15 protein-coding genes and 1 pseudogene are annotated in these 24,738 nt (G+C 72.5%); 14 read left to right on the top strand and 2 right to left on the bottom strand.

Annotated elements, in window-relative coordinates:
* Positions 1-169: 169 nt before the first annotated feature.
* Together DMB66_RS47745 and DMB66_RS47740 are read left to right on the top strand one after the other, a co-directional pair.
* Entirely contained in the window at positions 170-2,644 is a 2,475-nt protein-coding gene (locus DMB66_RS47745) for a response regulator (protein WP_125810742.1), read from the top strand.
* Between the two features lie 92 nt (positions 2,645-2,736).
* Positions 2,737-3,612: an alpha/beta fold hydrolase gene (locus tag DMB66_RS47740; protein ID WP_125810741.1), complete on the top strand. Its 876-nt coding sequence runs from the start codon at positions 2,737-2,739 to the stop codon at positions 3,610-3,612.
* Between the two features lie 63 nt (positions 3,613-3,675).
* On the opposite strand, the pseudogene DMB66_RS65435 reads toward DMB66_RS47740, so the two are convergent.
* Positions 3,676-4,969 (bottom strand): annotated as a pseudogene (locus DMB66_RS65435) (acetyl-CoA C-acetyltransferase).
* Between the two features lie 51 nt (positions 4,970-5,020).
* Between DMB66_RS65435 and DMB66_RS47730 the strand changes: the two are divergent.
* A complete protein-coding gene (locus tag DMB66_RS47730; protein WP_125810740.1) occupies positions 5,021-6,349 on the top strand; it encodes a 3-oxoacyl-ACP reductase in 1,329 nt (442 codons plus the stop codon).
* A gap of 5 nt (positions 6,350-6,354) precedes the next feature.
* Positions 6,355-7,191: a MaoC/PaaZ C-terminal domain-containing protein gene (locus tag DMB66_RS47725; RefSeq protein WP_125810739.1), complete on the top strand. Its 837-nt coding sequence runs from the start codon at positions 6,355-6,357 to the stop codon at positions 7,189-7,191.
* 10 nt (positions 7,192-7,201) lie between these two features.
* Here DMB66_RS47725 and DMB66_RS47720 read toward each other — a convergent pair whose 3' ends face one another.
* Positions 7,202-7,831: a TetR/AcrR family transcriptional regulator gene (locus DMB66_RS47720; RefSeq protein WP_125810738.1), complete on the bottom strand. Its 630-nt coding sequence runs from the start codon at positions 7,829-7,831 to the stop codon at positions 7,202-7,204.
* A 71-nt stretch (positions 7,832-7,902) separates the two neighbouring features.
* Here DMB66_RS47720 and DMB66_RS47715 point away from each other — a divergent pair, with 71 nt between their 5' ends.
* The 10 genes from DMB66_RS47715 to DMB66_RS47670 form a co-directional block, all read left to right on the top strand.
* On the top strand, positions 7,903-9,114 hold the full coding sequence (locus tag DMB66_RS47715; protein WP_125810737.1) for an acyl-CoA dehydrogenase family protein: 1,212 nt from the start codon (positions 7,903-7,905) through the stop codon (positions 9,112-9,114).
* 59 nt (positions 9,115-9,173) lie between these two features.
* Positions 9,174-10,709, top strand: coding sequence for an AMP-binding protein (locus tag DMB66_RS47710; RefSeq protein WP_125810736.1), 1,536 nt, complete (start codon positions 9,174-9,176; stop codon positions 10,707-10,709).
* Positions 10,710-10,730: 21 nt separating this feature from the next.
* Positions 10,731-12,524 carry a serine/threonine-protein kinase gene (locus DMB66_RS47705; protein ID WP_125810735.1) on the top strand — a complete coding sequence of 598 codons (1,794 nt, stop codon included), beginning with the start codon at positions 10,731-10,733 and terminating at the stop codon, positions 12,522-12,524.
* A 172-nt stretch (positions 12,525-12,696) separates the two neighbouring features.
* Positions 12,697-14,679, top strand: a complete 1,983-nt coding sequence (locus DMB66_RS47700; protein ID WP_125810734.1) for a hypothetical protein — start codon at positions 12,697-12,699, stop codon at positions 14,677-14,679.
* A 226-nt stretch (positions 14,680-14,905) separates the two neighbouring features.
* A complete protein-coding gene (locus tag DMB66_RS47695; protein WP_199753052.1) occupies positions 14,906-16,195 on the top strand; it encodes an ABC transporter substrate-binding protein in 1,290 nt (429 codons plus the stop codon).
* 61 nt (positions 16,196-16,256) lie between these two features.
* Entirely contained in the window at positions 16,257-17,210 is a 954-nt protein-coding gene (locus DMB66_RS47690) for a carbohydrate ABC transporter permease (protein WP_125810732.1), read from the top strand.
* A gap of 1 nt (position 17,211) precedes the next feature.
* Positions 17,212-18,084 carry a carbohydrate ABC transporter permease gene (locus DMB66_RS47685; RefSeq protein WP_125810731.1) on the top strand — a complete coding sequence of 291 codons (873 nt, stop codon included), beginning with the start codon at positions 17,212-17,214 and terminating at the stop codon, positions 18,082-18,084.
* Between the two features lie 77 nt (positions 18,085-18,161).
* Complete coding sequence (locus DMB66_RS47680; protein WP_125810730.1) at positions 18,162-20,027, top strand: phosphatase PAP2 family protein; 1,866 nt, start codon at positions 18,162-18,164, stop codon at positions 20,025-20,027.
* Between the two features lie 7 nt (positions 20,028-20,034).
* On the top strand, positions 20,035-21,249 hold the full coding sequence (locus DMB66_RS47675; protein ID WP_125810729.1) for a Gfo/Idh/MocA family protein: 1,215 nt from the start codon (positions 20,035-20,037) through the stop codon (positions 21,247-21,249).
* A gap of 21 nt (positions 21,250-21,270) precedes the next feature.
* Positions 21,271-24,738: glycoside hydrolase family 38 C-terminal domain-containing protein (locus DMB66_RS47670; RefSeq protein ID WP_125810728.1), on the top strand; the 3,468-nt coding region annotated here is incomplete at its 3' end.

The following is a 24,738-nucleotide window of genomic DNA, read 5'->3' as shown; positions in this document are numbered from 1 at the left end:
ACCGCAACCAGCACCCGGGCTGCTCGTGGTAGGTCTTTTGCTGATGGTTGCGACCAGCTCCTCGGGTCCTTTTTATCCGAGATTATGGCCATAGGCCTATGTTGTTAGGGTGAGATTTTCTCGGTTGGGGGACCCGAGGGCCGGTCGCGGACCGGGGTCTCCCCGGGCGATGCAGGTGGGTGCGCTGGCGGTGCTGGGCGCTCTCGTGCCGCTTGTCGTCCTGGCGACGCTGACGCTGACCAAGTCCGAGGCGGCGGTGCGGCACGAGGTCGCGGCCCGGCTGCGGCTGACGACCGCGCTGTCGAGCGCGTTGATCGCGGAGCAGGTCGGCTCGATCGTTTCCCTGATCGAAGGCGCCGCGAGGCGGCCGCAGCTGGTCCAGGCTCTCGCGGACGGCCGCCCCGACCGGTTCGACCAAGCGGAGATCGACCAGCAACTGCAGGCTCTCCAGGAGTACCGCCACGGGCGGACGACGCCCGGCCTGCTCGACCTCGACGGCATCCTGCGGGGCATACCGGACGCCCCGGAGCTGCTCGGCCGGGATTTCAGCAGCCGGGGCTACTTCAAGGGCGTTGTCACCACGGGCGGCACCTATGTCTCGGAAGCGTTCGTGTCGGCTGTGCGGGCGCGCCCGTTCGTGGTGTCGATCGCGACGTATGTCCGGGCCCCGGCCCCGGCCGGGCAGTCCCTCGGGCCGCCCCTCGGGCTGCTCGCCGCCAGCGTCGAGCTCGGCGAGGTCCAGGAGATCGTCGACGACGTCGCCGCGGTGCAGGGCGTGAATCTGTGGATCGCGGACCAGCGGGGCCGCCTGGTGGCGGCGCCCGGCGGTCGCCCCACGGCACTGGTGCCGGTGGCCGGCGCGCCCATCGATGCCGTCGCGACGGCGCCGGTCGGCCGGCTCGTCGGCGTCGACGACGGCGGCAGGCGACTGCTGGCCGTACGCCAGCAGGTCGTCCCGCTCGGCTGGACGGTGTTCGCGGCCGTGCCACGAGACCAGGCGTACGCGGGAGCCACCGCGATCCGGACCACGGTCCTCGCGATCGCGTTCCCGCTGGGCGTCATGGTGTGCGCCGGGATCTTCCTGCTGCTCCGGACGCAGCGGCGCCAGTGGCGAGCCGAAGCCCAGGTCGCGCTCGCTCGCGACGAAGCACGCGACGCCTCCCGCCAGAAGTCGGAGTTCCTGGCCAACATGAGCCACGAGCTGCGGACGCCGCTCAACGCCATCCTCGGATTCAGCGAGCTGATGGCCGGCGAGAAGGCCGACGGGGACAACCGCTCCGTGCCGAGCGATTGGATCGACCACATCCGCACCGGCGGGCGGCATCTGCTCGTGCTGATCAACGACGTGCTGGACCTGTCGAAGGTCGAGGCCGGCCGCATCGAGTTGTTCCCCGAGCCGCTGGAGCTCTCTGCCGCCATCGACGAGGCCGTCGCCGCACTCGGCCCGCTGCTGAGCGAGCGGGCACTGCGGGTGACGACGACAGTCCCTCCGCTGACCATTCCGACCGACCGGGTCAGGTTCCGGCAGATCCTCAACAACCTGCTGTCCAACGCCATCAAGTTCAGTCCCACCGGCGGCCAGATCTTCATCAACGCACACCGCGCCGGCGACCAGGTCCACGTGTCCGTCACCGACACCGGTCCGGGCATCAGCCTGGCCGACCAGGCCCGCGTCTTCATCGAGTTCGCCCAGGTCGGTGACGTCAAACTGCGTGCCGGTGGCACCGGACTGGGTCTGCCGCTCGCGCGCCGCCTGGCCCAGGCACACGGCGGGGACATCACGTGTGAGTCCGAACCCGGCCACGGCGCCCGCTTCACCCTCACCCTGCCCGCCGCACCGCACGCCCAGCCCGGCACCCCACCGGATCCGGCGGCCGCCGCGTATCCCACCGGAGGGATCCTGGTGATCGAGGACGACACCGCGGCGTCGCTGCTGCTGCGCGCCCACCTCGAACGCGCCGGCTACCTCGTCACCGTCGCCGCCACCGGCGAGGACGGGCTGGCCGCGGCCCGCTCCTGCCAGCCGGACCTCGTCCTGCTCGATCTCACTCATCCCGGCATCGAGGGCCGCCTGGTGCTGCAACAGCTCAAGGACGACCCGCAACTGCGCCACATCCCGGTGGCCCTGATCAACGTCGACGAGGACCGGGAAGTCGGCGTGGCACTCGGCGCCGTCGACTACTTCGTCAAGCCGGTCCAGCACGACGCGCTGCTGGGGTGGCTGGTCCACCACAGCTTCATCCCGCCGCTGGACGACCACACCGTCAACGTCCTGGTCATCGACGACGACCCCGCGACCCTCGCCGTGGTCACGCGGACGCTGCAGCGCCAGGGCGTCCGGGTGATCGAGGCCGTCAACGGAACCGACGGACTCCGCCTGGCCCGGGCACACACCTTCGACCTGATCATCTGCGACCTCCTCATGCCCGGCATCGACGGCTTCACCGTCATCGCGGCGCTCCACGACGACCCCGCCACCCGCGACGTCCCGGTCCTGGTCCTGACCTCCCAGGACCTCACCCAGCACGACCGCAACCGGCTGGCGGGCAAGACCCTGGCCGTCATCGCCAAGGGCGGCGAGACACCGGCCGATCTCCAGCACTGGATACACCGCCTCACCGACATCACGGCGGTCCCGCACTGATCCCCGAAGGATCACGCACCGACCGCTCGGCCGCACAGCTATGCCGTTTCGGCGGCGCCCGCGCCCCCCACCGTCCCGATTAGACTCCCGTGATGACGCTCTCCTATGACGACTGGCTCGCCGGCGGCCGCCGCGTCCGGTTGCCCCGGCTCGGCCACGCCGTGTTCGTCCGGCTGGACGGGCCCGCCGACGGACCGGTCGTGACGCTGCTGCACGGCTTCCCCACCTCGTCGTACGACTGGGCCGGCGTCGTGCCGGCACTGACCGCGGCCGGCCGCCGGGTGCTCAGCCTCGACTTCCTCGGCTTCGGCGAGTCCGACAAGCCGTCCCGCCACCGGTACGCGATCACGGAGCAGACCGACCTCGTCGAAGAGGTATGGCAGCTCGAGGGGATCGACCGGTCGTCGGTCGTGGCGCACAACTACGCGGTGTGCGTGGCGCAGGAGTTGCTCAGCCGGGCCGGTGACGGGCCGGCGGCGGTGACCGTCGACCGGGTCGTGTTCCTCAACGGCGGCGTCTACCCCGACCTGCACCAGCCGCTGCGGGTCCAGCGACTGCTCCGGTCCCCGGCCGGCCCGCTGCTCGCCCGCGTGCTCTCCGAACGGGTCCTCGCGCGGAGCCTCGCGACGATCTGCGCCCAGCCGCTCGAGCCGACCGTGGTGCACGACCTGTGGCGGGCCGTCTCCGGCCGGAACGGAAAGGCGACATACCACCGCCTCCTGCACTACATCGACGACCGCAAGATCTCCGGCGAGCGCTGGGTGTCGGCGATGGAGTCCGCCGACGTGCCACTCTCCTTCGTCTGGGGGCCCCAGGATCCGGTGTCCGGCGGGCACGTGCTGACCCGGCTCCGGGAGCGCCTGCCCGGCGCGGGCTTCGCGGTATTCGACGACGTCGGCCACTACCCACAACTGGAAGCCCCCGAGCGGGTCGGCCCAGCCCTGGCCGGCCTGCTCGGCGATCGCTAGTCCGTCGAGGTCGGTGGCCGGCTGTCTCGCTCTCGAGTGGTCCCGCGAACCGGCGGAGCGAGGTCAGCGCTCCAGGATCGCGACCAGGCCCTGGCCGCCAGCCGCACAGATGGAGATCAGGCCGCGGCCCGAGCCCTTCTCGGCGAGCAGCTTGGCCAGATTGGCCACGATCCGGCCGCCGGTAGCGGCGAACGGATGGCCGGCGGCCAGCGACGATCCGTTGACGTTGAGCCTGGCCCGGTCGATCGGGCCGAGCGGGGCGTCCAGGCCGAGCCGCTCCTTGGCGAACTCCGGCGACTCCCAGGCCGCCAGGGTGGCCAGCACCTGCGCGGCGAACGCCTCGTGGATCTCGTAGTAGTCGAAATCCTGCAGGGTCAGGCCGCGGCGGGCCAGCATCCGGGGCACCGCGTACGCCGGCGCCATCAGCAGGCCCTCGTCGCCGTGCACGAAGTCGACCGCGGCGGCCTCGCAGTCGGTGAAGTAGGCCAGCACCGGCAGCGAGTGTGCCTGCGCCCATTCCTCGGACGCCAGCAGCACGGTGGACGCTCCGTCGGTCAGCGGCGACGAGTTGCCCGCCGTCATCGTCGCGTGGCCCGCCTCCGGGCCGCGGGCGCCGAAGACCGGCTTGAGCGCGGCGAGCCGGTCCAGGCTGGTGTCGGGGCGCAGGTTCTCGTCGCGGTTCAACCCCAGATACGGCGTGACCAGATCGTCGAAGAAGCCCCCGGTCGTACGCGGCGGCGAGGCGCTGGTGCGAGGCCAGCGCCAGGGCGTCCTGCGACTCGCGGTCGATCTCCCAGCGCCGGGCGGTGACCGCGGCGTGCTCGCCCATCGACAGGCCGGTGCGCGGCTCGGCGTTGCGGGGAATCTCCGGGCGGAAGGCCTGCTGGGGGCGGAGCTTGGCGGCGGCCTTGAGCCGGGCGCCGAGGGTGCGGGCCCGGTTGAGCTCCAGCAGCGCCCGCCGCATGTCCTCGTTGAGCTGCAGCGGCGCGTCCGAGGTGGTGTCCACCCCGGCGGCGATGCCGACCTCCAGCTGGCCCAGCGCGATCTTGTTGGCGACCGCGATGACCGTTTCCAGCCCGGTGCCGCAGGCCTGCTGGATGTCGTACGCCGGGGTGCGGGGGTCCAGGCGGGAACCGAGGACGACCTCCCGGGTGAGGTTGAAGTCGCGCGAGTGCTTGAGCACCGCGCCGGCGACCACCTCGCCGACCCGCTGCCCGGCCAGCCCGTACCGGGCGATCAGCCCGTCCAGGGCGGCGGTCAGCATGTCCTGGTTGCCGGCGTGGGCGTAGCGGCTGCCGGACCGGGCGAACGGGATCCGGTTGCCGCCGAGGACGGCGACGCGGCGCGGGGTCTGCACGGCAGGTCCTCCAGGAGTTGTCAGTAATCTACTGGCGAGTAGGTTACTCGCATGGGTGACAGATACGCGAGCTTCGCAAATTCCGATCTTGGCCGAACCGTCGTGCGGCGGCTGGGGCTGCCCGATCCGCCCCGCTTGCGGCGCCATGACCCGAGTGCGCCACTCACGCCCGGGCCGGTGCTGCTGGGCGCGGCATCCGGCGGGCGGCTGGCCTGCCCGGTCCGCGAACTGCTCGGCCGGACCGGCGTCGACGTGAGCGGCGCCGCCGAGGACGGCGCCCGCTACGGCGCGCTGATCTTCGACGCCACCGGGATCGTCGACTCGGCCGGGCTGCGGGCGCTCTACGACTTCTTCCACCCGGTGGCCCGCTCGGTGCTCGGCTCCGGCCGGGTGATCGTGCTGGGCACCGCGCCCGAGGCGTGCGGCTCGCCGCGGGAGGCGACCGCCCAGCGCGCGCTGGAGGGGCTGGTCCGCAGCATCGGCAAGGAGTTCGGCCGGGGCATCACCGCCCAGCTCGGCTACGTGGCGCCCGGCGGCGAGGAGGCCCTCGAGTCGACGCTGCGCTTCCTGCTCAGCGGCCGTTCGGCGTACGTGTCGGGCCAGGTGATCCGGGTCGGCGCCGGCGCGGTGACCGCGCCCGCCGACTGGGCCCGGCCGCTGGCCGGCAAGGTCGCCCTGATCACGGGCGCGGCGCGCGGCATCGGCGCGGCGACCGCGCGGGTGCTCGCCCGCGACGGCGCCGAGGTGATCGCGCTGGACGTGCCCGCCGCCGGCGACGATCTCGCCGGCGTGGCCAACGAGGTGCGCGGCCGGGCGCTGCAACTCGACCTGACCGCGCCGGACGCCCCCGAGCGCCTGGCCGCCTACCTGACGGGTGGGGTCGACGTGGTGGTGCACAACGCGGGGATCACCCGCGACAAGACGCTCGCCCGGATGGACGCCGCGCGGTGGGACTCGGTGCTCGACGTGAACCTGTCCAGCCAGGAGCGGATCAACGACGTCCTGGTGGAGCGCGGGCTGATCGGCGACGGCGGCCGGATCGTCGGCGTCTCCTCGATCGCGGGCATCGCCGGCAACCGCGGGCAGGCCAACTACGCCACGTCCAAGGCCGGCGTGATCGGCCTGGTGCGGTCGGGCGCCCCGGTGCTGGCCGACCGCGGCATCACGATCAACGCGGTCGCGCCGGGCTTCATCGAGACCGCGATGACCGCCCGGATGCCGGTCCTGCTGCGCGAGGCCGGCCGCCGGATGAACAGCATGGCGCAGGGCGGCCTGCCGGTCGACGTGGCGGAGACCGTCGCCTGGTTCGCCTCGCCCGGCTCAGGCACGGTCTCCGGCAATGTGGTCCGGGTCTGCGGCCAGAGCCTGCTGGGAGCGTGAGACCCATGGTTGTCGTCGATCTCACCGAGAGCCAGGGCATCTCGTACGCCCGGATCGCGCTCGGTTCGCTGCCCCGTCGCCGGGGCACCGGGCTGCCCGACCGGGAGGTGGTCCGCCGGGCGGCGGCCGTGGACCGCGAGCACCTCGCCCGCTACGACCGGGTGTGCGGCTTCCGGCTCACCGACGCGCTGCCGGCCACCTATCCGCACGTGCTGGCCGCCCCGCTCGCGATGCGGTTGATGTCCGGCGCGGACTTCCCGTTCCCGCTCGCCGGGCTGGTGCACGTCGCCAACCGGATCACGGTGCGCCGGCCGATCGACGCCGGGAGCCGGCTGGACCTGTCGGTGCACGCGGCCGACCTGCGACCACACCACCGCGGACAGCAGTTCGACGTCGTCAGCACGGCGACTGTCGACGGCGAGGAGGCCTGGCGCGGCGTGTCCACGTACCTCCGGAGGGAAGGTCAGGTCGGGCGGCGCGATCAGGGCGACCAGCCGCCCGGGCCGGCCGCTGTCGCGCTCTGGCGGGTCCCGGCCCGGGTGGGTCCCGACTACGCCGCCGTCTCCGGCGACCACAACCCGATACACACCTCGCGGCTGGGCGCGCGCCTGTTCGGCTTCCCCCGCCCGATCGCGCACGGGATGTGGAGCAAGGCGCGCTGCCTGGCCGCCCTGGAGGGGCGGCTGCCGGCGGCGTACACCGTGGACGTCGCGTTCAAGCTGCCGATCCTGCTGCCGGCGACGGCCGGCTTCGCCGCGGCGCGGACGGCCGGCGGCTGGGACTTCACCGTGCGCTCGGCGGGCTCGGGCCGCCCCCACCTGGCCGGGTCGGTCACCGGGTAGTGCGGGGTGGTCAGGGCTTCCAGACATCGCCGCGGAGCAGCTGGGCGGCGCCCAGCCAGGCGACGTTCATCAGCCGGCCGGCGGTCTGGTCCGGATCGGCCTCCGGGTGGTCGGCCAGCCAGTCGGCGAGCGATTCCCCGGCGCCGACCAGGGCGTAGGCGCTGACCTCCAGGTCGGTGCCGTGGGCCTGGCGGCCCTCGGCCCGCACGGCCCGGTCGAGCATGCCCGCGACCACGTCGACGATGCGCCGGCGCATGGCGGCCAGCTCGGTGGCGAACGGCTCCTGCCCGCGCGCCTGCCGGTAGAGCACCGCCCAGCCGTCGCGGTGCGCGCCGACGAAGGTGAAAAACGCCCGCAGGCCCGCCCACAGCTGCTCGTTCAGGCCGAGGGCGGGGTCGACCACGGCGGAGATCGCCTCCATCAGCCGGGCGGCCTCCCGGTGCAGACAGGCGACGAACAGCTCTTCCTTGGTGCCCAGGTAGGCGTACACCATGGGTTTGGAGACGCCCGCGACCTCGGCGATCTCGTCCATCGAGGCGGCGTGGAAGCCGCGCCGGGAGAAGACCCGCACCGCGGCGTCGAGCACCTGCTGCTCGCGGACGGGGCGGGGCAGCCGTTTGAAGGTGCGAGCGGTCGACACCCTTGTCAGCGTACTCAACTCCCCCGTAAGTTAACGCACGAGTAGGTTTCACTATGGGAGGCTGATCCGCCTTGGAGTTCTGGCTTGATCTGAACGAGGAGCAGCGCGACCTGCGCGAGTGGGTGCACGGCTTCGCCGAGGGCGTCGTCCGCCCGGCCGCCTCGGAGTGGGACGAGCGCGAAGAGATGCCGTGGCCGGTGATCCAGGAAGCGGCGAAGATCGGCCTCTACGGCTTCGAGTTCCTGATCAACACGTGGTCCGACCCGACCGGCCTGTCACTGCCGCTGACGAACGAGGAGCTCTTCTGGGGCGACGGCGGCATCGGCATGGCGATCTCCGGCACGGCGCTCGCGGTCGCCGCGATCTATGGCTCCGGCACCCCCGAGCAGCTGGTCGAGTGGGTTCCGCAGTGCTTCGGCGACACCGCCGACCCGAAGGTCGGCGCGTTCTGCACCACCGAGCCGGAGGCCGGCTCGGACGTCGGCGCGATGCGCACCCGGGCGGTCTACGACGAGGCCAAGGACGAGTGGGTCCTCAACGGGCAGAAGGCGTACGCCACCAACGGCGGCATCGCCGAGATCCACGTGGTCACCGCCTCGATCGACCCGGAACTCGGCGCCCGCGGCCAGGCCGCCTTCATCGTCCCGCCCGGCACGCCGGGCCTGGTCGGCACCAGGAAACTCAAGAAACTCGGCCTGCGGGCCTCGCACACCGCCGACGTCTTCCTCGATGACGTACGGGTGCCCGGCAGCTGCCTGCTCGGCGGCAAGGAGGCGCTCGATGAGCGGCTGGCCCGGGCCCGCACGGGGCAGCGGGCGACCAGGCAGGCCGCCATGCGCACGTTCGAGCTGTCCCGCCCGGCGGTCGGCGCCCAGGCGATCGGCATCGCGCGGGCCGCCTACGAGTATTCGCTCGAATACGCCAAGACCCGGGTGCAGTTCGGCCGGCCGATCATCGAGAATCAGGCGATCGCGTTCGCCCTCGCCGACATGCGGACCGAGATCGACGCCGCCCGGCTGCTGGTCTGGCGGGCCGCCTGGATGGGCCGCAACGAGCGGCCGTTCACCGCCGGCGAGGGCTCGATGTCCAAGCTGAAGGCCGGCGAGGTGGCCGTCGCCACGACCGAGAAGGCGGTGCAGATCCTCGGCGGCGCCGGCTACCTGCGCGATCATCCGGTCGAGCGGATGTACCGGGACGCCAAGATCTACACCATCTTCGAGGGTACGTCCGAGATCCAGCGACTGGTCATCTCCCGGGCGATCTCCGGCATGCCGATCCGCTGAACCCGCCCCGTGGCTGAACCGCTCCGTGGCTGAACCCCGCTCCGTGGAGGTGCACCGGCATGGCCGTCCCGTTTCTCGTCGCCACCCTGGCCCGGCGCGGACTGCTCCGCCCCGGCCCGCCGGCCGACGTGATCAGGCAGTTCGCCGCCCTGCACCGGTGGGGCTTCGGCCTCGCCGGCGAGCTCCGGCAGGCCGCCGCCCGCGACCCCGGCCGGGTCGCCGTCATCGACGAGCAGCGCGCGCTGACCTACCGCGAGCTGCTCGATCGGGCCGAACGCCTGGCCCGCGCGCTGCGCGCCGACCTCGGCGTCGAGCCCGGCGACCGGGTCGGGCTGCTCTGCCGCAACTCCGCCGGCATGATCGAGACCCTGGTCGCGGTGACCTCGCTCGGCGCCGACGCGGTGCTGGTCAACACCGGGCTGTCCGGGCACCAGCTCGCCGCCGTGGCCCGGGAGCAGCGCCTCCGGACGGTCATCCACGACGACGAGTTCGAGCTGCCGGAGGGTCTCGAGGGCATCGGCGAGGCGCGGCGGGAAGAGCTGATCGGTGCGGCCCCACCCGGTGAGCTGACCCCGCCGGGGCGCGCCGGCCGGACGATCGTGCTGACCTCCGGCACCACCGGCGTGCCCAAGGGGGCCATGCGGCGGACGCCGGGCGGCTTCGGCCCGCTGTGCTCGATGATCGACCGGATCCCGCTGCGGGCCGGCGAGCGCGTGCTGATCGCCGCGCCGCTGTTCCACACCTGGGGCTACGCCGGACTGCAGATAGCGCTGGCGCTGCGGGCCACCATCGTGCTGCGCCGCCGTTTCGAGCCGGCCACCGCGCTGGCCGCGCTGGTGGACGAGAAGTGCACCGCGATGGTCGCCGTACCGGTGATGCTGCAGCAGCTGATGGAGCTGGCGCCGGACGGGCCCCGGCCGCCGCTGCGGGTGGTCGCCGTCAGCGGATCCGCCCTGCCCGGCGGGCTGGCCACCCGCTTCATGGACCGGTACGGCGACGTCCTCTACAACGTGTACGGCTCCACCGAGGTCTCCTGGGCGTCCATCGCCACCCCGGCCGACCTGCGGGCCGCGCCGAACACGGCGGGCCGGCCGCCGCACGGCACCCGGGCCGAGGTGCTCGACGAGGCCGGGCGCCCGCTGCCCGCCGGGGCGGTCGGGCGGCTGTTCGTCGGCAACGAGATGCTCTTCGAGGGCTACACCAACGGCGCTTCCCGGGAACGGCGTGACGGCCTGCTGGCCACCGGCGACCTCGGCCACGTCGACGCGGCCGGGCGGGTCTTCGTCGACGGCCGCGAGGACGACATGATCGTGTCCGGCGGCGAGAACGTCTTCCCCGCCGAGGTGGAGAACCTGCTCGCCGATCTCCCCCAGGTCCGCGAGGTGGCGGTGGTCGGCGTGCCCGATACCGAATACGGCCAGCGACTGGCCGCGTACCTGGTGCTGCATCCCGGCGAGATCCTCGGCCTGGAGGCGGTCCGCGACCACGTGCGCGGCCACCTGGCCCGCTTCTGCGTACCGCGCGACGTGATGTTCCTGCCGTCCCTGCCGCGTAACGCGACCGGCAAAGTGCTGACCCGCGACCTGCCCCGCTGAGCCGGCGGGTACCTTGTTGCGGTGCTTTCTGCGGGAGTCGTACTCAGCGGCCGATATCAGCTGAACGAGCGGGTTGCCGCCGGCGGGATGGGCGAGGTCTGGCGCTGCACCGACGTGCTGCTCCGCCGCGAGGTCGCGGTCAAGGTGCTGCTGCCGTCGCTGATCTCCGACGCGGAGTTCATCGCCCGGTTCCGCACTGAGGCGCGGATGATGGCCGCCCTCCGGCACCAGGGCATCGTCCAGGTGTACGACTACGGCGAGGAGGCGGAGGTCGGCGGCGACCGGCTGGACTACCTCGTCATGGAATACATCGAGGGCGCGCCGCTGTCTCAGTGGATCAAGTCGATGGGCCGGCTCGGCGTCGCGGAGACCCTCTCCGTGGTGACGCAGGCCGCGCAGGCGCTGCACGTCGCGCACAGCGCGGGCATCGTGCACCGCGACGTCAAGCCGAGCAACCTGCTGGTCCGCCCGGACGGCGTCATCGTCCTGGTCGACTTCGGCGTGGCCCGGTCCGCCGACGTCACCGGTCTCACCGGCACCAACGTAGTCCTGGGCACCGCGCACTACATGGCACCCGAGCAGGCCACCGGCCAGCCCGTGTCGGCGGAGACGGACATCTACGCGCTCGGCGCGGTCGCGTACTGCTGCCTGACCGGCCGGCCGCCGTTCATCGGCGACAACCCCCTGCACGTGGTGGCCCAGCATCTGCAGGGCGAGCCGCCCGCCCTGCCGCCGGAGATCCCGGCGCCGGTGGCGGCGCTGGTGGCCCGGGCCCTGGCGAAGGATCCCGCCGGGCGGTATCCGAGCGCCGCGGTCTTCGCCGAGGCCGCCCGCGCCGCGCAGAGCAGCCCGCCGGCCGGGAGCGCGCCCATGGCGAGCGCGCCTGCCGCCAGCGCGTCGGTCGGCAACCCGCCGGTCGGAAACCCGCCTGCCGCCAGCCCGCCTGCTGCCAGCGCTCCGGTCGGCAACCCGCCCGTTGGCAACCCGCCCGTTGGCAACCAGCCGCCCGGCGGCGGCGCGGGCGTTGCGCACGGCGCCTTCGACGCTGGCTATGGCCCCTTCGCCAACTCGCCGCGGATCGTGCCGACGCCCCCGAACAACCGTCGCCGCAAACTCGTGCTCGCCGGCGTGGCGGGCGCGGTCGTGATCGGGCTGGCCTCGACGGCCGTCGGGTTCGCGTTCACGTCCGCGGAGGCGCAGTCGTCGGACCGGCCGGCGGCGGCCCCCTCGGTCGGGGCCGCCCCGCTCAGCCCCGGTTCCGGTCCGGTTCCTGGGCCCGGTTCCGGCACCGGGACCGAGGCCGGCGAGCCGGCGGCGAGTGCCGCGACCCGGACCGCCAAACCGGCCAAGACCAGCGCCAAACCCACCGGGCCGGCCGCCACGGGGACGACCCCGCCGGCCGGCGGGCCGACCGCGCCCGGCAGTTCCGGTCCGGCCGCGACCGCCACCAAGACCACCGAGGCGGCCACCCAGAAGAATCCGTACACCGCGGCCCAGGCCTGCGGCAGCGGATACCAGGTCATCGACTCGGCGACGCTGAGCGGCTCCGGCGGGGCTTCGCCGGGCAAGGTCTATCTGCTCTACCACAGCGGCACCGGCGCCAACTGCACGGTGACCCTCAAGTCCACCGCCGTCGGCACCGCGACAACGGCCTCGGCATATCTGGAGGTGAAGGGCAGCGCCCGCGCTACCGACAGCGGCTCGTTCAAGTACTACGCCGGGCCGGTGCGGGCCAAGGCCGCCGGAGTCTGCGTCAAGTGGGGCGGCTCGACCGGCGGGGCCAGCTACAACAGCCCGTTCGAGCACTGCGACTGAGCCCCGCGGCCACCGTCAAGCCGCGGGATAGGGTGTCAGGAAAGGGCTTTCCTGCCCGCGGGCGAGAGGTAGATGGGGTGCTCCACATGGTGATGCGGCCGAGGCTCTGCCGCGGTCCGGCCGGGGCGGTCCCCGCCCGCGGCGCGGTTCGACACCTTTCCCGGCACGCCCGGTGACCGCGCCGGTCGACGCCGCGTTCGTCGAACAGGTACGCGCCGCGCTGGACGAGCAGATCCGCCAGATCACCGAGGAGGCGGGCGGCGACACCTGGCAACACCTGGCGCATCGCTCGCTGGCCGCGCGGATCAAGGCTCTCGTGGCGGCCTGGTGCGGCGCCGGTGGCTCCGCGTACGGTGGCGCCGCCGACCTGCTCGATCACGCCGTCAACCTCGCCGGCCGGCTCCAGCGACTCCGGGAGCCGAGCGGGCTCTTCTCGGGCGGCGACAACGTCGACTCCCCACCCGACTCGGCCTTCAGCGTCAACGATCTCGCCGACGCCGCACTGATGCTGCGCCGAGCCGACGCGGCAATAGCCCCGCCGCGAAACGACGCCGCGATCCCGCCGCGCCGGGCGGACAACGCGGCGACGGACGACCGCGCAGCGGCGGACCCGGCAGCGAGCAACGGCGCGGCGCACAACAACGCGATGGCGGACAACGACGCGGCGCAGAACGGCGCAGCGGCGGACACGGCAGCGAGCAACCACGCGATGCACCACGGCCCAATGGCGGACAACGCCGCGGTGCACGACGGCCCAATTGCGGACCCGGCTGCGGCCGGCGCCGCGGTCCGGCGCCTCGCCGCCGTGCTCGATGACCTGCTGGCGGCGGCCGGCCCGGCCCTCGTCAAGGGTGGCGTGCACACCCCGAACCACCGTTGGGAGCTCTCCGCCGCCCTGGCCCGGCTGCACCGGCTCGCGCCGCGGCCGGCGCTGGCGGACCGGGTCGGCCAGTGGCTGGCCGAGGGGGTGGACATCGACGACGGGCTGTACTCCGAGCGTAGCGCCAACTACGCCGCCCACGTGTCCAACCCGTCGCTGCTCACCATCGCCGAGGTCTTCGACCGCCCGGAGCTCGTGGACGCCGTCGAGCGGAATCTCGCGGCGACGCTCGACCTGCTCCTGCCGGACGGATCCGTGGAGACCGTGCTGTCCCGCCGGCAGGACCAGCGGTGGCCGATTCCGCTGGCCGCCTACCTGCTGCCGCTGCGCCGGGTCGCGCTGCTGCGCGGGCGTGGCGACCTGGCCTGGGCCGCCGGGCTGGCGCTGGCGCAGGGCGTCGCCTCGCCCACGGACGCGGCCACCCACCTGCTGCTCGATCCCGGCATCGCGCGGCCGCTGCCGGAGCCCGTCGCGCCCGGGAGCCGGCGGCAGCGCGTCTTCGGCCGGGCGGGCCTGCTCGTGGATCACCAGCCGGCCGTGAGCACGGTGGTGTTCGGCGGCTCGGACTACGCCCGGCACGGCCGGGTGCGGTCGGGGCTGGCGAACTCCCCCACGTTCCTGCGCGTCTTCGCCGGGGCGGCCGTGCTGGAGAGCGTGCGCCTGTCGCGCACCTTCTTCGGCCTGGGCCCGTTCCGCAGCGACGGGTTGGCCGTGCGGCACGGGCCTGGCGGGGAGACGCTCGCGACGCTGACCGAGACCGTGGCGGCCGCCTATTATCAGCCGCTGGCGGCGGCCGACCGGGCCGGCGACGGGTCCTACCCGCTCGGCGACGAGGGCCGGTTCAGCGCCGCGATGGACTTCGGCCGGCGCCCGCGCGACGAGGTGGCGCTGTCCACCACGGTCCGGGCCGTGCTCGGCGGGGACGGCGTCCGGCTCACCGTCGACGTCTCCGGGGCGACCGTGGACTGGGCGCTGGAGCTGGCGTTCCGGTCCGGTGGGACGCTGACCGGCGCGCGTGCGCTCGGCGGGCAGCGGTGGCAGCTCGAAGGGCCGGCCACCGCTCGCTACCGGATGGGCGAGGATCAACTCAGCGTAACCGTTTCCGAGGCGACGGACGGTCGAGGCGGACCCCTGCGGGCCGCCGCGGCGAATCCGGCTTATCATCCCGGCGAGGAATATGACTTCCTTGGCGGCACAGATGCCGCGACGGGAATGCTTCTCTACGTTTCCGGCCAGGCTCCGGCCCGCGTGTTGATAGACATTCGTAAATGCTAACCCGCCCGCGGCCCACCGGCCCGACGTTTAAGGAACCATACAAATAGCCCCTGAGCGGTGACTTCGCTGGCCAGGAAGCGGTTAACGCTTCGTGATCATGGCAACCGCACAGGATCACGATTAGGCCATGAAATGTTTCTGCGGGGTGTCGACTTCATTGACGCGGTAAGCGCTTTCCTCTAACGTCCGTCGCCACGGGGCCTACGATCTTTCCAAGGAGATGAGCATGGCGATTTCGGCGACGGTCCGGAGGGGACGTTTGCGGTGGCTGTCCGTGGGCGTCATAGCGGCCCTCACCCTGGGTGCCTGTAGCTCGGGCGATTCCGACGACAGCGCGGGCGCCAAGAGCATCACGTTCTGGTACTCCACGTCGGCCCAGGATCAGGGCTACATCGACCTGGCGAAGGACTTCCAGGCGAAGACGGGCATCTCCGTGGAGATCGTGAACCTGCCCAACGACGGATACCAGGACAAGCTGAAGCAGGCGGCGCAGGCCAACGCGCTGCCGGACACCGCCAGCGTGCCGTCCCTGGACACCATCTGGGTCAACCAGCTCCAGGACCTGAGCGCCACCGCGAACAACGCGACCAACAACATCAACAAGGACCTGGTCACCGCCCAGGACAGCAAGGTCCTCGCGATCCCGTCCGACGTCACGGCGGCCGGCCTCTACATCAACAAGAGCCTGTTCGACAAGGCCAAGGTGACCTACCCGACCGACCCCGCCAACACCTGGACCTGGGACGAGTTCCTCGCCGCGGCCGCCAAGGTCCGCGCCGCCACCAAGGCCAAGTACGACCTCGTCTACGACCGCTCGCCCGCCCGGATCCGGCCGTGGATCTACACCCACGGCGGCAAGGGCTTCCAGCTCGGCGCGGACGGCAAGTTCGCGACGCCGGACGCCGCCACGGTGCAGGCGATCGACGCGTTCTCCAAGCTCAACAACGACGTGATCATGCCGAAGTCGGTCTGGGGCGCGGGCGCCGACCCGAACGCGCTGTTCAAGAGCGGCCAGGTCGTCGCGTACTTCTCGGGCGTCTGGCAGGTCGCCGACTTCGCCGACGGCATCACGAACTTCGAGTGGGCCTCCGCCCCGACCCCGGCGCAGCCGGTGCACGCCACCGACATCAACCTCGGCGGCAAGGTGGTCGCGTTCAGCAACAAGGGCAAGGCCGACGCGGCCAAGCAGTGGGTCGACTTCATCTTCCAGCGGGACAACTACACCAAGCTGGCCCAGGCCAACGGCTACCTGCCGATCGAGAAGGGCCTCACGCTGACCTACCCGTTCAAGAAGCAGGCCGCCTTGGACGCGTTCGCCCTCTACGTCAAGGAGATGGAGCTCGCCGACCCGATCTCCGCCTCCGGGCAGGCGAACCAGACGAAGCTGCTGCTGGCCGGCAAGTCCGTCGACGATGCCCTGGTCAAGGACGAGATGGGCAAGCTCGTCAACGGCCAGCAGGACACCCAGAAGACTGTCGACAACATCGTTGCGGGTCTGAACCAGCAGATCGGCTAGGACCATGACGGGTGGGCCCGCCGGCGACGGCGGGCCCACACGGCTGGAGGGAGGACAGAGCATGGTCGACAGCATCCAGGCCCAGCCGCGGAGCGCCCCCGCCGACGGCGAGCCGGCGCCCACGAGATCGCGATGGTGGCCGAAGCGGAAGCTCAACAGCTATACGGCAGCACCGCTGCTGATGATCTCCATCAACCTCGTGCTCTTCCTGCTCTTCTTCATCTGGCCGGCCGTCATCGGCCTGAACTACTCGTTCACCAGCTACACCGGCGTGGGCACCGCGCCCTACGTGGGGCTGGACAACTACGAGCGCCTGGTGAACGATTCGGCGTTCTACGCGGCGCTGTGGCGCACCCTGATCTACACGGGCGCCGTCGTCCCGCTGACCTTCGTCGCCTCGCTGGGCACCGCCTACCTGCTGGTCAGCCAGCACAGCAAGGGCAAGACGGTGACCCGGGTGATCTTCTTCATGCCCTGGCTGATCTCCCCGATCATCGCCGGTGTCATCTGGCGGTGGCTGTTCGGCGAGAACTTCGGCCTGGTCAACTTCGTGCTCACCGAGCTCGGCGGCAAGGCGCTGCCCTGGCAGTCCAACGCCAACCTCTCGCTGATCGTCGTGGTCATCGCGGCGACCTGGATGGGCACCGCGTTCAACATGCTGCTGTTCGTCGCGGCCCTCAAGAACGTGCCCACGTCGTACTACGAGGCCGCCGACCTGGACGGTGCCAACGCCTGGCAGAAGTTCCGCCGCATCACCCTGCCGGCGATCGCGCCGACGTCCTTCATCGTCGTGCTGCTGAGCACCCTGCACACCATGAAGGAGTACGGGCTGATCTTCGCGATCAACGCGGGCGGCCCCGGCACCGAGAACAACCTGATCGTCCAGTACATCTACACGACCGGCTTCCGGAAGGCCCAGATCGGCTACGCGAGCGCCGCGTCCTTCGTGCTCCTGCTGATCCTCGTGATCATCGCCGTCGTGCAGCTGCTGGCCAGCCGCCGGAAGGGGTCCTGAGATGGCCGTCGCCAGCAAGCCTCCCGCACTGCGCCGCCGCAAGGCCGGCAAGAAGGGCGACGTGCCCAGGTCGATCGGCACGAGCTCGATCATGTGGCTCCTGGCCGTCGTCTACGGCCTCCCGCTCGTCTGGTTCCTGCTGAGCTCGTTCAAGCCCGCCGGCGACCTCTTCTCGTACCCGCTCACGGTTTTCCCGAAGCACTGGACGGTGTCCGGCTACACCCAGGCCTGGACGAAGTTCGACGTCGCCCAGTATTTCGTCAACACGCTGATCGTGGCGGTCTCGGCGACCCTGCTGACGATCGTGGCCAGCGCCGCCGCCGGTTACGCCCTGGCGAAGTACAACAGCTGGTGGCTCAAGATCTTCGCCGGCTGCATCCTGCTGACCACGATGCTGCCGGGCGAGACCATCCTCGCGCCGCTGTTCGTCGTCATCCGCAACATCGGCCTCTACAACAGCCTCGCCGGTGTCGTGGTCCCCGCCGTGATCACCGCGACCGGCACGTTCATGTTCCGGCAGTTCTTCGTCACCGTGCCGAACGACCTGCTCGAGGCCGCCCGCATCGACGGCTCCAGCGAGCTGTCGACCTTCATCCGCATCATGCTCCCGCTGGCCCGGCCGATCATCCTGACCCTGGCGATCTTCTCGTTCCAGTGGCGCTGGAACGACTTCCTCTGGCCCCTGATCATCCTCAACGACCCGAAGCAGTTCACCCTGCAGATCGGCGTCGCGAGCATCGTCGGCGCGCAGAACGTCAACTGGTCGGTCCTGCTGGGCGCCTCCGTGCTGTCCATGCTCCCGTTGATCGCCATTTACCTGGTCTTCCAGAAGTACGTGATGAGCGCTGATATCAACGCAGGGCTGAAGGACTGAGCTCCGCACCAGCACAGCTCCGCACCAGCACAGCTCCGCACCACCCCCTCCCCACCGGTCAAAGAAAGATTCCCCTCATGAGCCTGAGCCGCCGTACGCTCCTGCGCGCCTCCGCCACCGCCTCCGCCGGGCTGATCGGCGGCCCGGCGATCCTCTCCTGGATGTCCAGCCCCGCGGTCGCCGCCGAGGTCAAGGCCTTCGTCGACGACTACAAGACCAACCTCACCGCCAACTTGACCGTCGACACCAACGGCGCGGTGCGCATCCTCTCCGGCTTCCAGGAGCTGTGGCAGACCGGAACGGCCTGGAACACCGGGACCGTGCTGGCACCCGCGGTGCTGCGCGCGAACGTGCGCTTCTGCGAGTCCCGCACCGCGACCCGCACCGACGCCGAGGCGGCCCGCTCGTTCATCGTCGACCGTCAGCACCAGAGCTACTCCGTCATCACCGGGCTCGGCGTGCTCGCGGACGTCTACAAGGCCGGCGCGCTCGCGGTCACCGGCATCACCTCCGCACCGGCCGGCACCCCGGCCACCACCATCAGCGACGCCGTGCCGGCGGGCGCCCCGGCCGGATCGGCGATCGGCGCCGGCTCACCCACCTCCGCCCTGGGCGCGGTCGTGAACCTGGTGAACACGGTGCGCGGCAACTTCTCCTCCAGCAACCCCAGCAAGTTCGCGTACCAGTACCCGCGTCCGTGGCGGATGACCGCCAACAGCGAGGTGATCGACACCGGGACCGTCGACGCGCTGGGCTTCCCGGTCTACCAGTCCGAGGTCGTCGTCGCGCCCCAACTGCTGCGCCAGCGCAGCCTCAACCCCGCCGAGGACGGCGGCTTCCCCAGCGGGCACACCAACGCGGTCCACCTCGCCGCGCTCGCCTACGCGTACGCCGTGCCGGAGCGCTTCCAGGAACTGGTCGCCTGCGCCTTCGACCTCGCCGACACCCGGATCACGGCCGGCATGCACTCGCCGGTGGACGTGGTCAGCGGCCGCATCCTGGCCACCGCGCTCACCGCCGCGATCCTGAACGACCCGGCGAACGCGCAGCTCAAGGCCGACGCCCGGGCACAGGCCGCGGCCTACCTGCAGGCCAAGACCGGCACCACCGCCGATACCTTGTTCGCCTACGCGCACAGCGGCGACAGCACCGTCGACCCGTACGCCGATCGCGCGGCCAACGCCCGCGCGGTCCACCCGCGGCTGACCTACATCCTGCCCCGCGAGGGCCGCGACGTGGCTCTGACCGTACCGAAGGGTGCGGAGGTGCTGCTGGAGACCCGCCAGCCGTACCTGACCGCGGAGCAGCGCCGCGCGGTGCTGCGCAGCACCGCGCTGCCCGCCGGCTACGCCCTGCTGGACGGGCCCGAGGGCTGGGGCCGGCTCGACCTGTTCACCGCGGCCGACGGCTACGGCGCGTTCGAGAGCACCGTCGACGTCACGCTCCACGCGGCCGCCGGCGGCTTCGGTGCGGCCGACACCTGGCGCAACGACATCGACGGCCGGGGCGGGCTCGTCCTGCGCGGCACCGGCACGCTCGGCCTGACCGGCGCCAACCGGTTCCGCGGCGGCGTCCGGGTGCTGGGCGGCACGCTGGTCGCCGGCTCGAAGTCCGCCCTCGGCAGCGGCGACGTCGAGGTCCAGAACGGCACGCTGCGGGTGACCCGCGGCGTATCGGTGTGCGGCGGCTACCTCCAGCGCGGCGGGGTGCTCGCGGCCACGCTGTCGCGCGGTGCCACGGCGCTGACCGTCGACGGCCCGGCCGAGATCGGCAAGGACAGCACCCTGGAACTGACCGTCGGCGCCGGCTGCGACCTGGTGCCGGTGCTGCGCGCCCGCAAGCTGACCGGCCGTTTCGCCGCCATCACGGTGCGCACCCCCGGATACCGCGTCGAGCCGGTCTACACCAGGACCGGCCTGTCCGTCAGGGTCCGCCGCGGCTGACGATCGGATGAGCCCGCGACACTCCGGCCGGCCCAGCGTCGGTAAGCCCAGCTTCGGCAAGCCCAGCTTCGGCAAGCCCAGCGAAGGCAGGCCCAGCGTCCTGCTGGTCGGCGCACATGGCTACGGCCGCGGTCACCTGGACCGCCTGGCCCGGCTGCACAGCGCCGGACGGATCAGGCTGGCCGGAGTGGCCGACCCGCGCCCGCTCGACCCCGAGCAGCGCGCCCTGGCCGGCGACGCGGCGTACGGCCCCGACGCGGCGGCCCTCATCGCCGCCACCGAGCCGGGCGTGGTCGTCATCGCCACCCCCGTGCACACGCACGTCGACCTGGCCGAGGCGGCGCTGCGCGCGGGAGCGCACGTACTGCTGGAGAAGCCGCCGGCGCCCACCCTGGAAGGCCTCGGCCGGTTGCTCGCCGCCCAGCGCGCCACCGGCCGGGCCTGCCAGGTCGGGTTCCAGGCGCTCGGCTCCGGTGCCGTCACCGAGCTGTCCCGGCAGATCGGCGCGGGCCGGTACGGCCGGATCACCGGCATCGGCGTCACCGGACTCTGGTGGCGCGACGAGGAGTACTGGGGGCGGGCGGGATGGGCCGGCCGGCGCCGGCTGGACGGCCGGGCGGTCAACGACGGCGCGCTGACCAATCCGTTCGCGCACGGGGTCGCGCTGGCGTTGCGGCTCGACGGCTCCGGCGGCGACGAGCCGGTCCGCGAGGTCGTCCTGGACACCTACCGGACCCGCGCGGCGGAGGCGCACGACACCGCGAGCGCCCGCATCGTCACCGCCCGCGGCACCCCGGTCACCGTGGCGGTGACGCTCTGCGCGCGGCCACCCGCCGAACCCACCGTGACCGTGTACGGCAGCCTCGGCACCGCCGTGCTCCACTACACGCTGGACCGGCTCAGCACCCCCGACGGCACCGGCGAGTATCCACGCGCGGACCTGCTGGAGAACCTGCTCGACCACGTCGCCGACCCCGCCGTGCCGTTGCTCGTCCCGCTCGCCGAGACGCTGGCGTTCACCCAGGTCGCCGAGGCCGTGCACGAGAGCCCGGCACCGGTCGAGGTCGCCCAGCGGTCGCTGACCGGCCTGCCCGAGCTCACCCGCCGGGCCGCGGCGATCGGCCGGCTCTATCACGAACTCGACGCGGACTGGGCCCGCGCCGAGCCGTTCACCTGGACCCCGCTCACCCAGACCCCGCTCCCCCAGACCCCGTTCGCCTAGACCCCTGCTAAGGACCGGCGCATGCTGATCAGTCAGATCGAGGCCACCGACCTGTTCCTCGGGCCGGCCGGCGCTCCCCGCCAGGTCGTCCGGGTCACCCTCACTGCCGGTCAGGCGAGTCCTCCGGTACGGGTACGCGTCGAGGGCCCCTCCGTGCGTACCCCGGAACCGGCCGTCACCGAGGCACTCGCCGCCGGCGAGCAACGGGTCGTGGAGGTCGGCGTGCTGATCGCCGCCCCGGCGAGCGAGGGTTCCCCGCACCGGGTCACGGCCGTGGCCGACGGCCCGGCCGGGCGGGTCACCGCCGAGGGCGAGGTACGCGCGGCGGCCACCGGCTGGACGATGTGGATGGTCTCGCACTTCCACTACGACCCGGTCTGGTGGAACACCCAGCGCGGCTTCACCGAGGTGTGGCAGGACCTGCCCGACGTGCCCGGGGTGGACCGGCTGCGCCCGCCGTTCGTGCGGACCGCGTTCGACCTGGTCCGCGCGCACCTCGACGCGGCCCGCCGGGACCCGGACTACCAGTTCGTGCTCGCCGAGATCGACTATCTCAAGCCCTACTGGGACGTCTTCGTCGCCGACCGCGCGGACCTGCGCCGGATGGTGCGGGACGGCCGCGTCGAGCTCGTCGGCGGGATGTACAACGAGCCCAACACCAACCTGACCCATCCGGAGTCGACGATCCGCAACGCCGTGTACGGCGTCGGCTACCAGCGTGACGTCCTCGGCGGCGACCCGCGTACCGCCTGGATGCTCGACGTCTTCGGCCACGACCCGGCCTTCCCCGGCCTGATGGCCGACGCCGGGCTCACCTCGAGCGCCTGGGCGCGCGGCCCCTTCCACCACGTCGGCGCCAAGCGGCACACCGGCGACATCACCCGCATGCAGTTCCCCAGCGAGTTCGAGTGGATCTCGCCCACCGGGCGCGGCCTGCTCACCGCCTACATGGCCAACCACTACGTGGCGGGTTGGGACGTCGAGCGCAAGGAGACCCTCGGTGAGGCGATGACCGAGGCGTACGCCCAGTACCGGGAGCTGCGCAAGGTCGCCGCCACCCGCAACGTGCTGCTGCCGGTCGGCCACGACCACAACATCCCGTCCCGCTGGTGCACCGAGATCCACCGCGAATGGCCGCGGCGGTACGAGTGGCCGAAGTTCCGGATGGGGGTGCCCCGGGACTTCTTCGCCGCGGTCCGCGCCGAGTTGTCCGGCCGCGGCCCGGCGCACGACCCGGCGGGCCGGGTGGTCTCGCCGCAGACCCGCGACATGAACCCGGTCTACCCCGGCAAGGACGTGTCCTACATCGACACCAAGCAGGCCCAGCGCGCGGTGGAGACGCTGGTCCTGGACACCGAGCGGCTGGCCACCCTCGCCGCGCTGCTCGGCGACCGTTACCCGAGCGAGGCCCTGGACAAGGCGTGGCGGCTGCTCGCCTACGGCGCCCACCACGACGCCGTCACCGGCACCGAGTCCGACCAGGTCTACCTGGACCTGGTCGCCGGCTGGCAGGAGGCGCACAGCCTGGCCGGCGCCGCCCGCCGGGACGCCGTCGCCCACCTCGCGGGCGAGGCCGACACCAGCGGCGACGGGCAGGCCCTGCTGGTGAGCAACTCGATGTCCTGGGCGCGCGACGGCCGCACCCGGGTGCGGCTCGACTATCCGGCGCCCGGGCCCCGGGACCTCCAGATCCGCGACGACGACGGCGCGGAGGTGCCCGCCGTGGCCGACGGGGTCCGGCGCCACGCCGACGGCACGCTGGCCGAGGTCGAGGTGTCCTTCCTGGCCGCCGACGTGCCGGCGCTGGGATACCGGGTGTTCCGCGCCGTGCCGGCCGGGCCACCGCGGCGGCCCGTCGCCGGCTGGGCCACGCGGCCCGGCGCGACCGCGATCGACAACGACGCCTTCGCGATCGAGGCGGACCCGGAACGCGGCGGCGCCCTCAGCCGCATCGTCGACCGCCGCACCGGCCGGGACCTGCTGCGGCCGGGCGGGCTCGGCGGGGAACTGACCGTGCAGGAGGAGTACGACGGACATCACGTCTGGGGGGAAGGGCCCTGGCACCTGCTGCCCAAGGGGCCGGGCGCCGGCTTCGCGGACCGGCCGGCCGAGGTACGGGTCGAGCACAGCCCGCTGGGCAGCCGGCTGACCAGTGTCGCCGCGCTCGGCGGGCTCCGGGTCACCCGCGAGGTGCTGCTCGCCGAGGGCGCCGACCGGATCGACTTCCGCACCCACGTCGACGGCTCGATCGGCCAGGACCGGCTGCTGCGCGTACGGTTCGACGTCGACCTGCCCGGCGCCCTGCCCGTGTCCGAGGTGGGTTTCGCGGCCATCGGGCGCCCGTTCGGGTTCCCCGACGTCGACACGGCCGAGTCGCTGTGGACGCTCGACAACCCGGCGCACACCTGGGCCGGGCTCTCGTCGACCGCCCGGATCGTCGTGCACGACCCGGACGGCGGCCGGCACGGGTACGCCATCGGCGTCGCCGAGGTGATCGCGGCCGACGACGAGGCACACCGCGACCGGATCCGCACGCTGCTCGCCACCCTGGTCGGCCAGGGCGTCACCGCCACCCGCACCCACCCGGACGGGCCGCGGTACGGCGCGCTCGACGTCGACTCGAACCTGCCCGACATCCGCATCGTGGTGGGCACGCGCAACGCGTTCGCCGACGCGGTCCTCGGCGCGTGCGACGACGGCTACCGCAGGACGCTGGCCGAGACCGGCCGGGTGCTGGTGCCGGCGGCCCGGCCACGTGCCGCGGTCTGGATCCCCGACGCCGACCTGCGTGCCCCACGAGACCTGCCGGTGCTCATCGTTGCCGACTCCGACACCGACGCTTTGATCGCCGATCTCGCCGACGCGACGATCGACGTCCATCAGCCGGGGGCGCTCGTCGGGGGCGAGGACACCCTCACCGACTACTCGGTGGCCCTGGTCAACCACGGCACCCCCGGCTTCGTGGCGCAGCCCGACGGCACGCTGTACCTGTCGCTGATGCGAGCCTGCAGCGGCTGGCCGAGCGGGGTGTGGATCGACGGACCGCGCCGCACCACGCCGGACGGCGCCGGATTCGCCCTGCAACACTGGAGCCACACCTTCCGCTACAGCCTGGTGGCGGGGCCGGGAGACTGGCGCCGGGCCGGCTTCGTCCGCGCCGGGCAGGAGCTCAACCACCCGGTGCGAACCGATGTGGTCGCCGCCGGGCCCGGGCCGCTGCCGCCCCGGGCGAGCCTGGGGTCGGTGCGACCGGAGCGGGTCATCCTCGCCGCGCTGAAGCCGCGCGGAAACCCCCTGGCGGCCGGGCTGTCCGGCGAGGTCGATCCCGCCGACGGCGTGACCGTACGGCTCTACGAGTCCAGCGGCACGCCCGCGCTCGCCAGGGTCAGCCTGCTCGGCGGGCTGCGCGACCCGGCGCTCGCCTCCGTGCTGGAGGAGCCCGCTTCGGCCCAGACCGCTTCCGCCCAGACCGCTTCGGCCCAGCCGCTC

The sequence above is a fragment of the Actinoplanes sp. ATCC 53533 genome (assembly GCF_003947245.1).
This window is presented reverse-complemented; position numbering and strand designations above follow the sequence as displayed.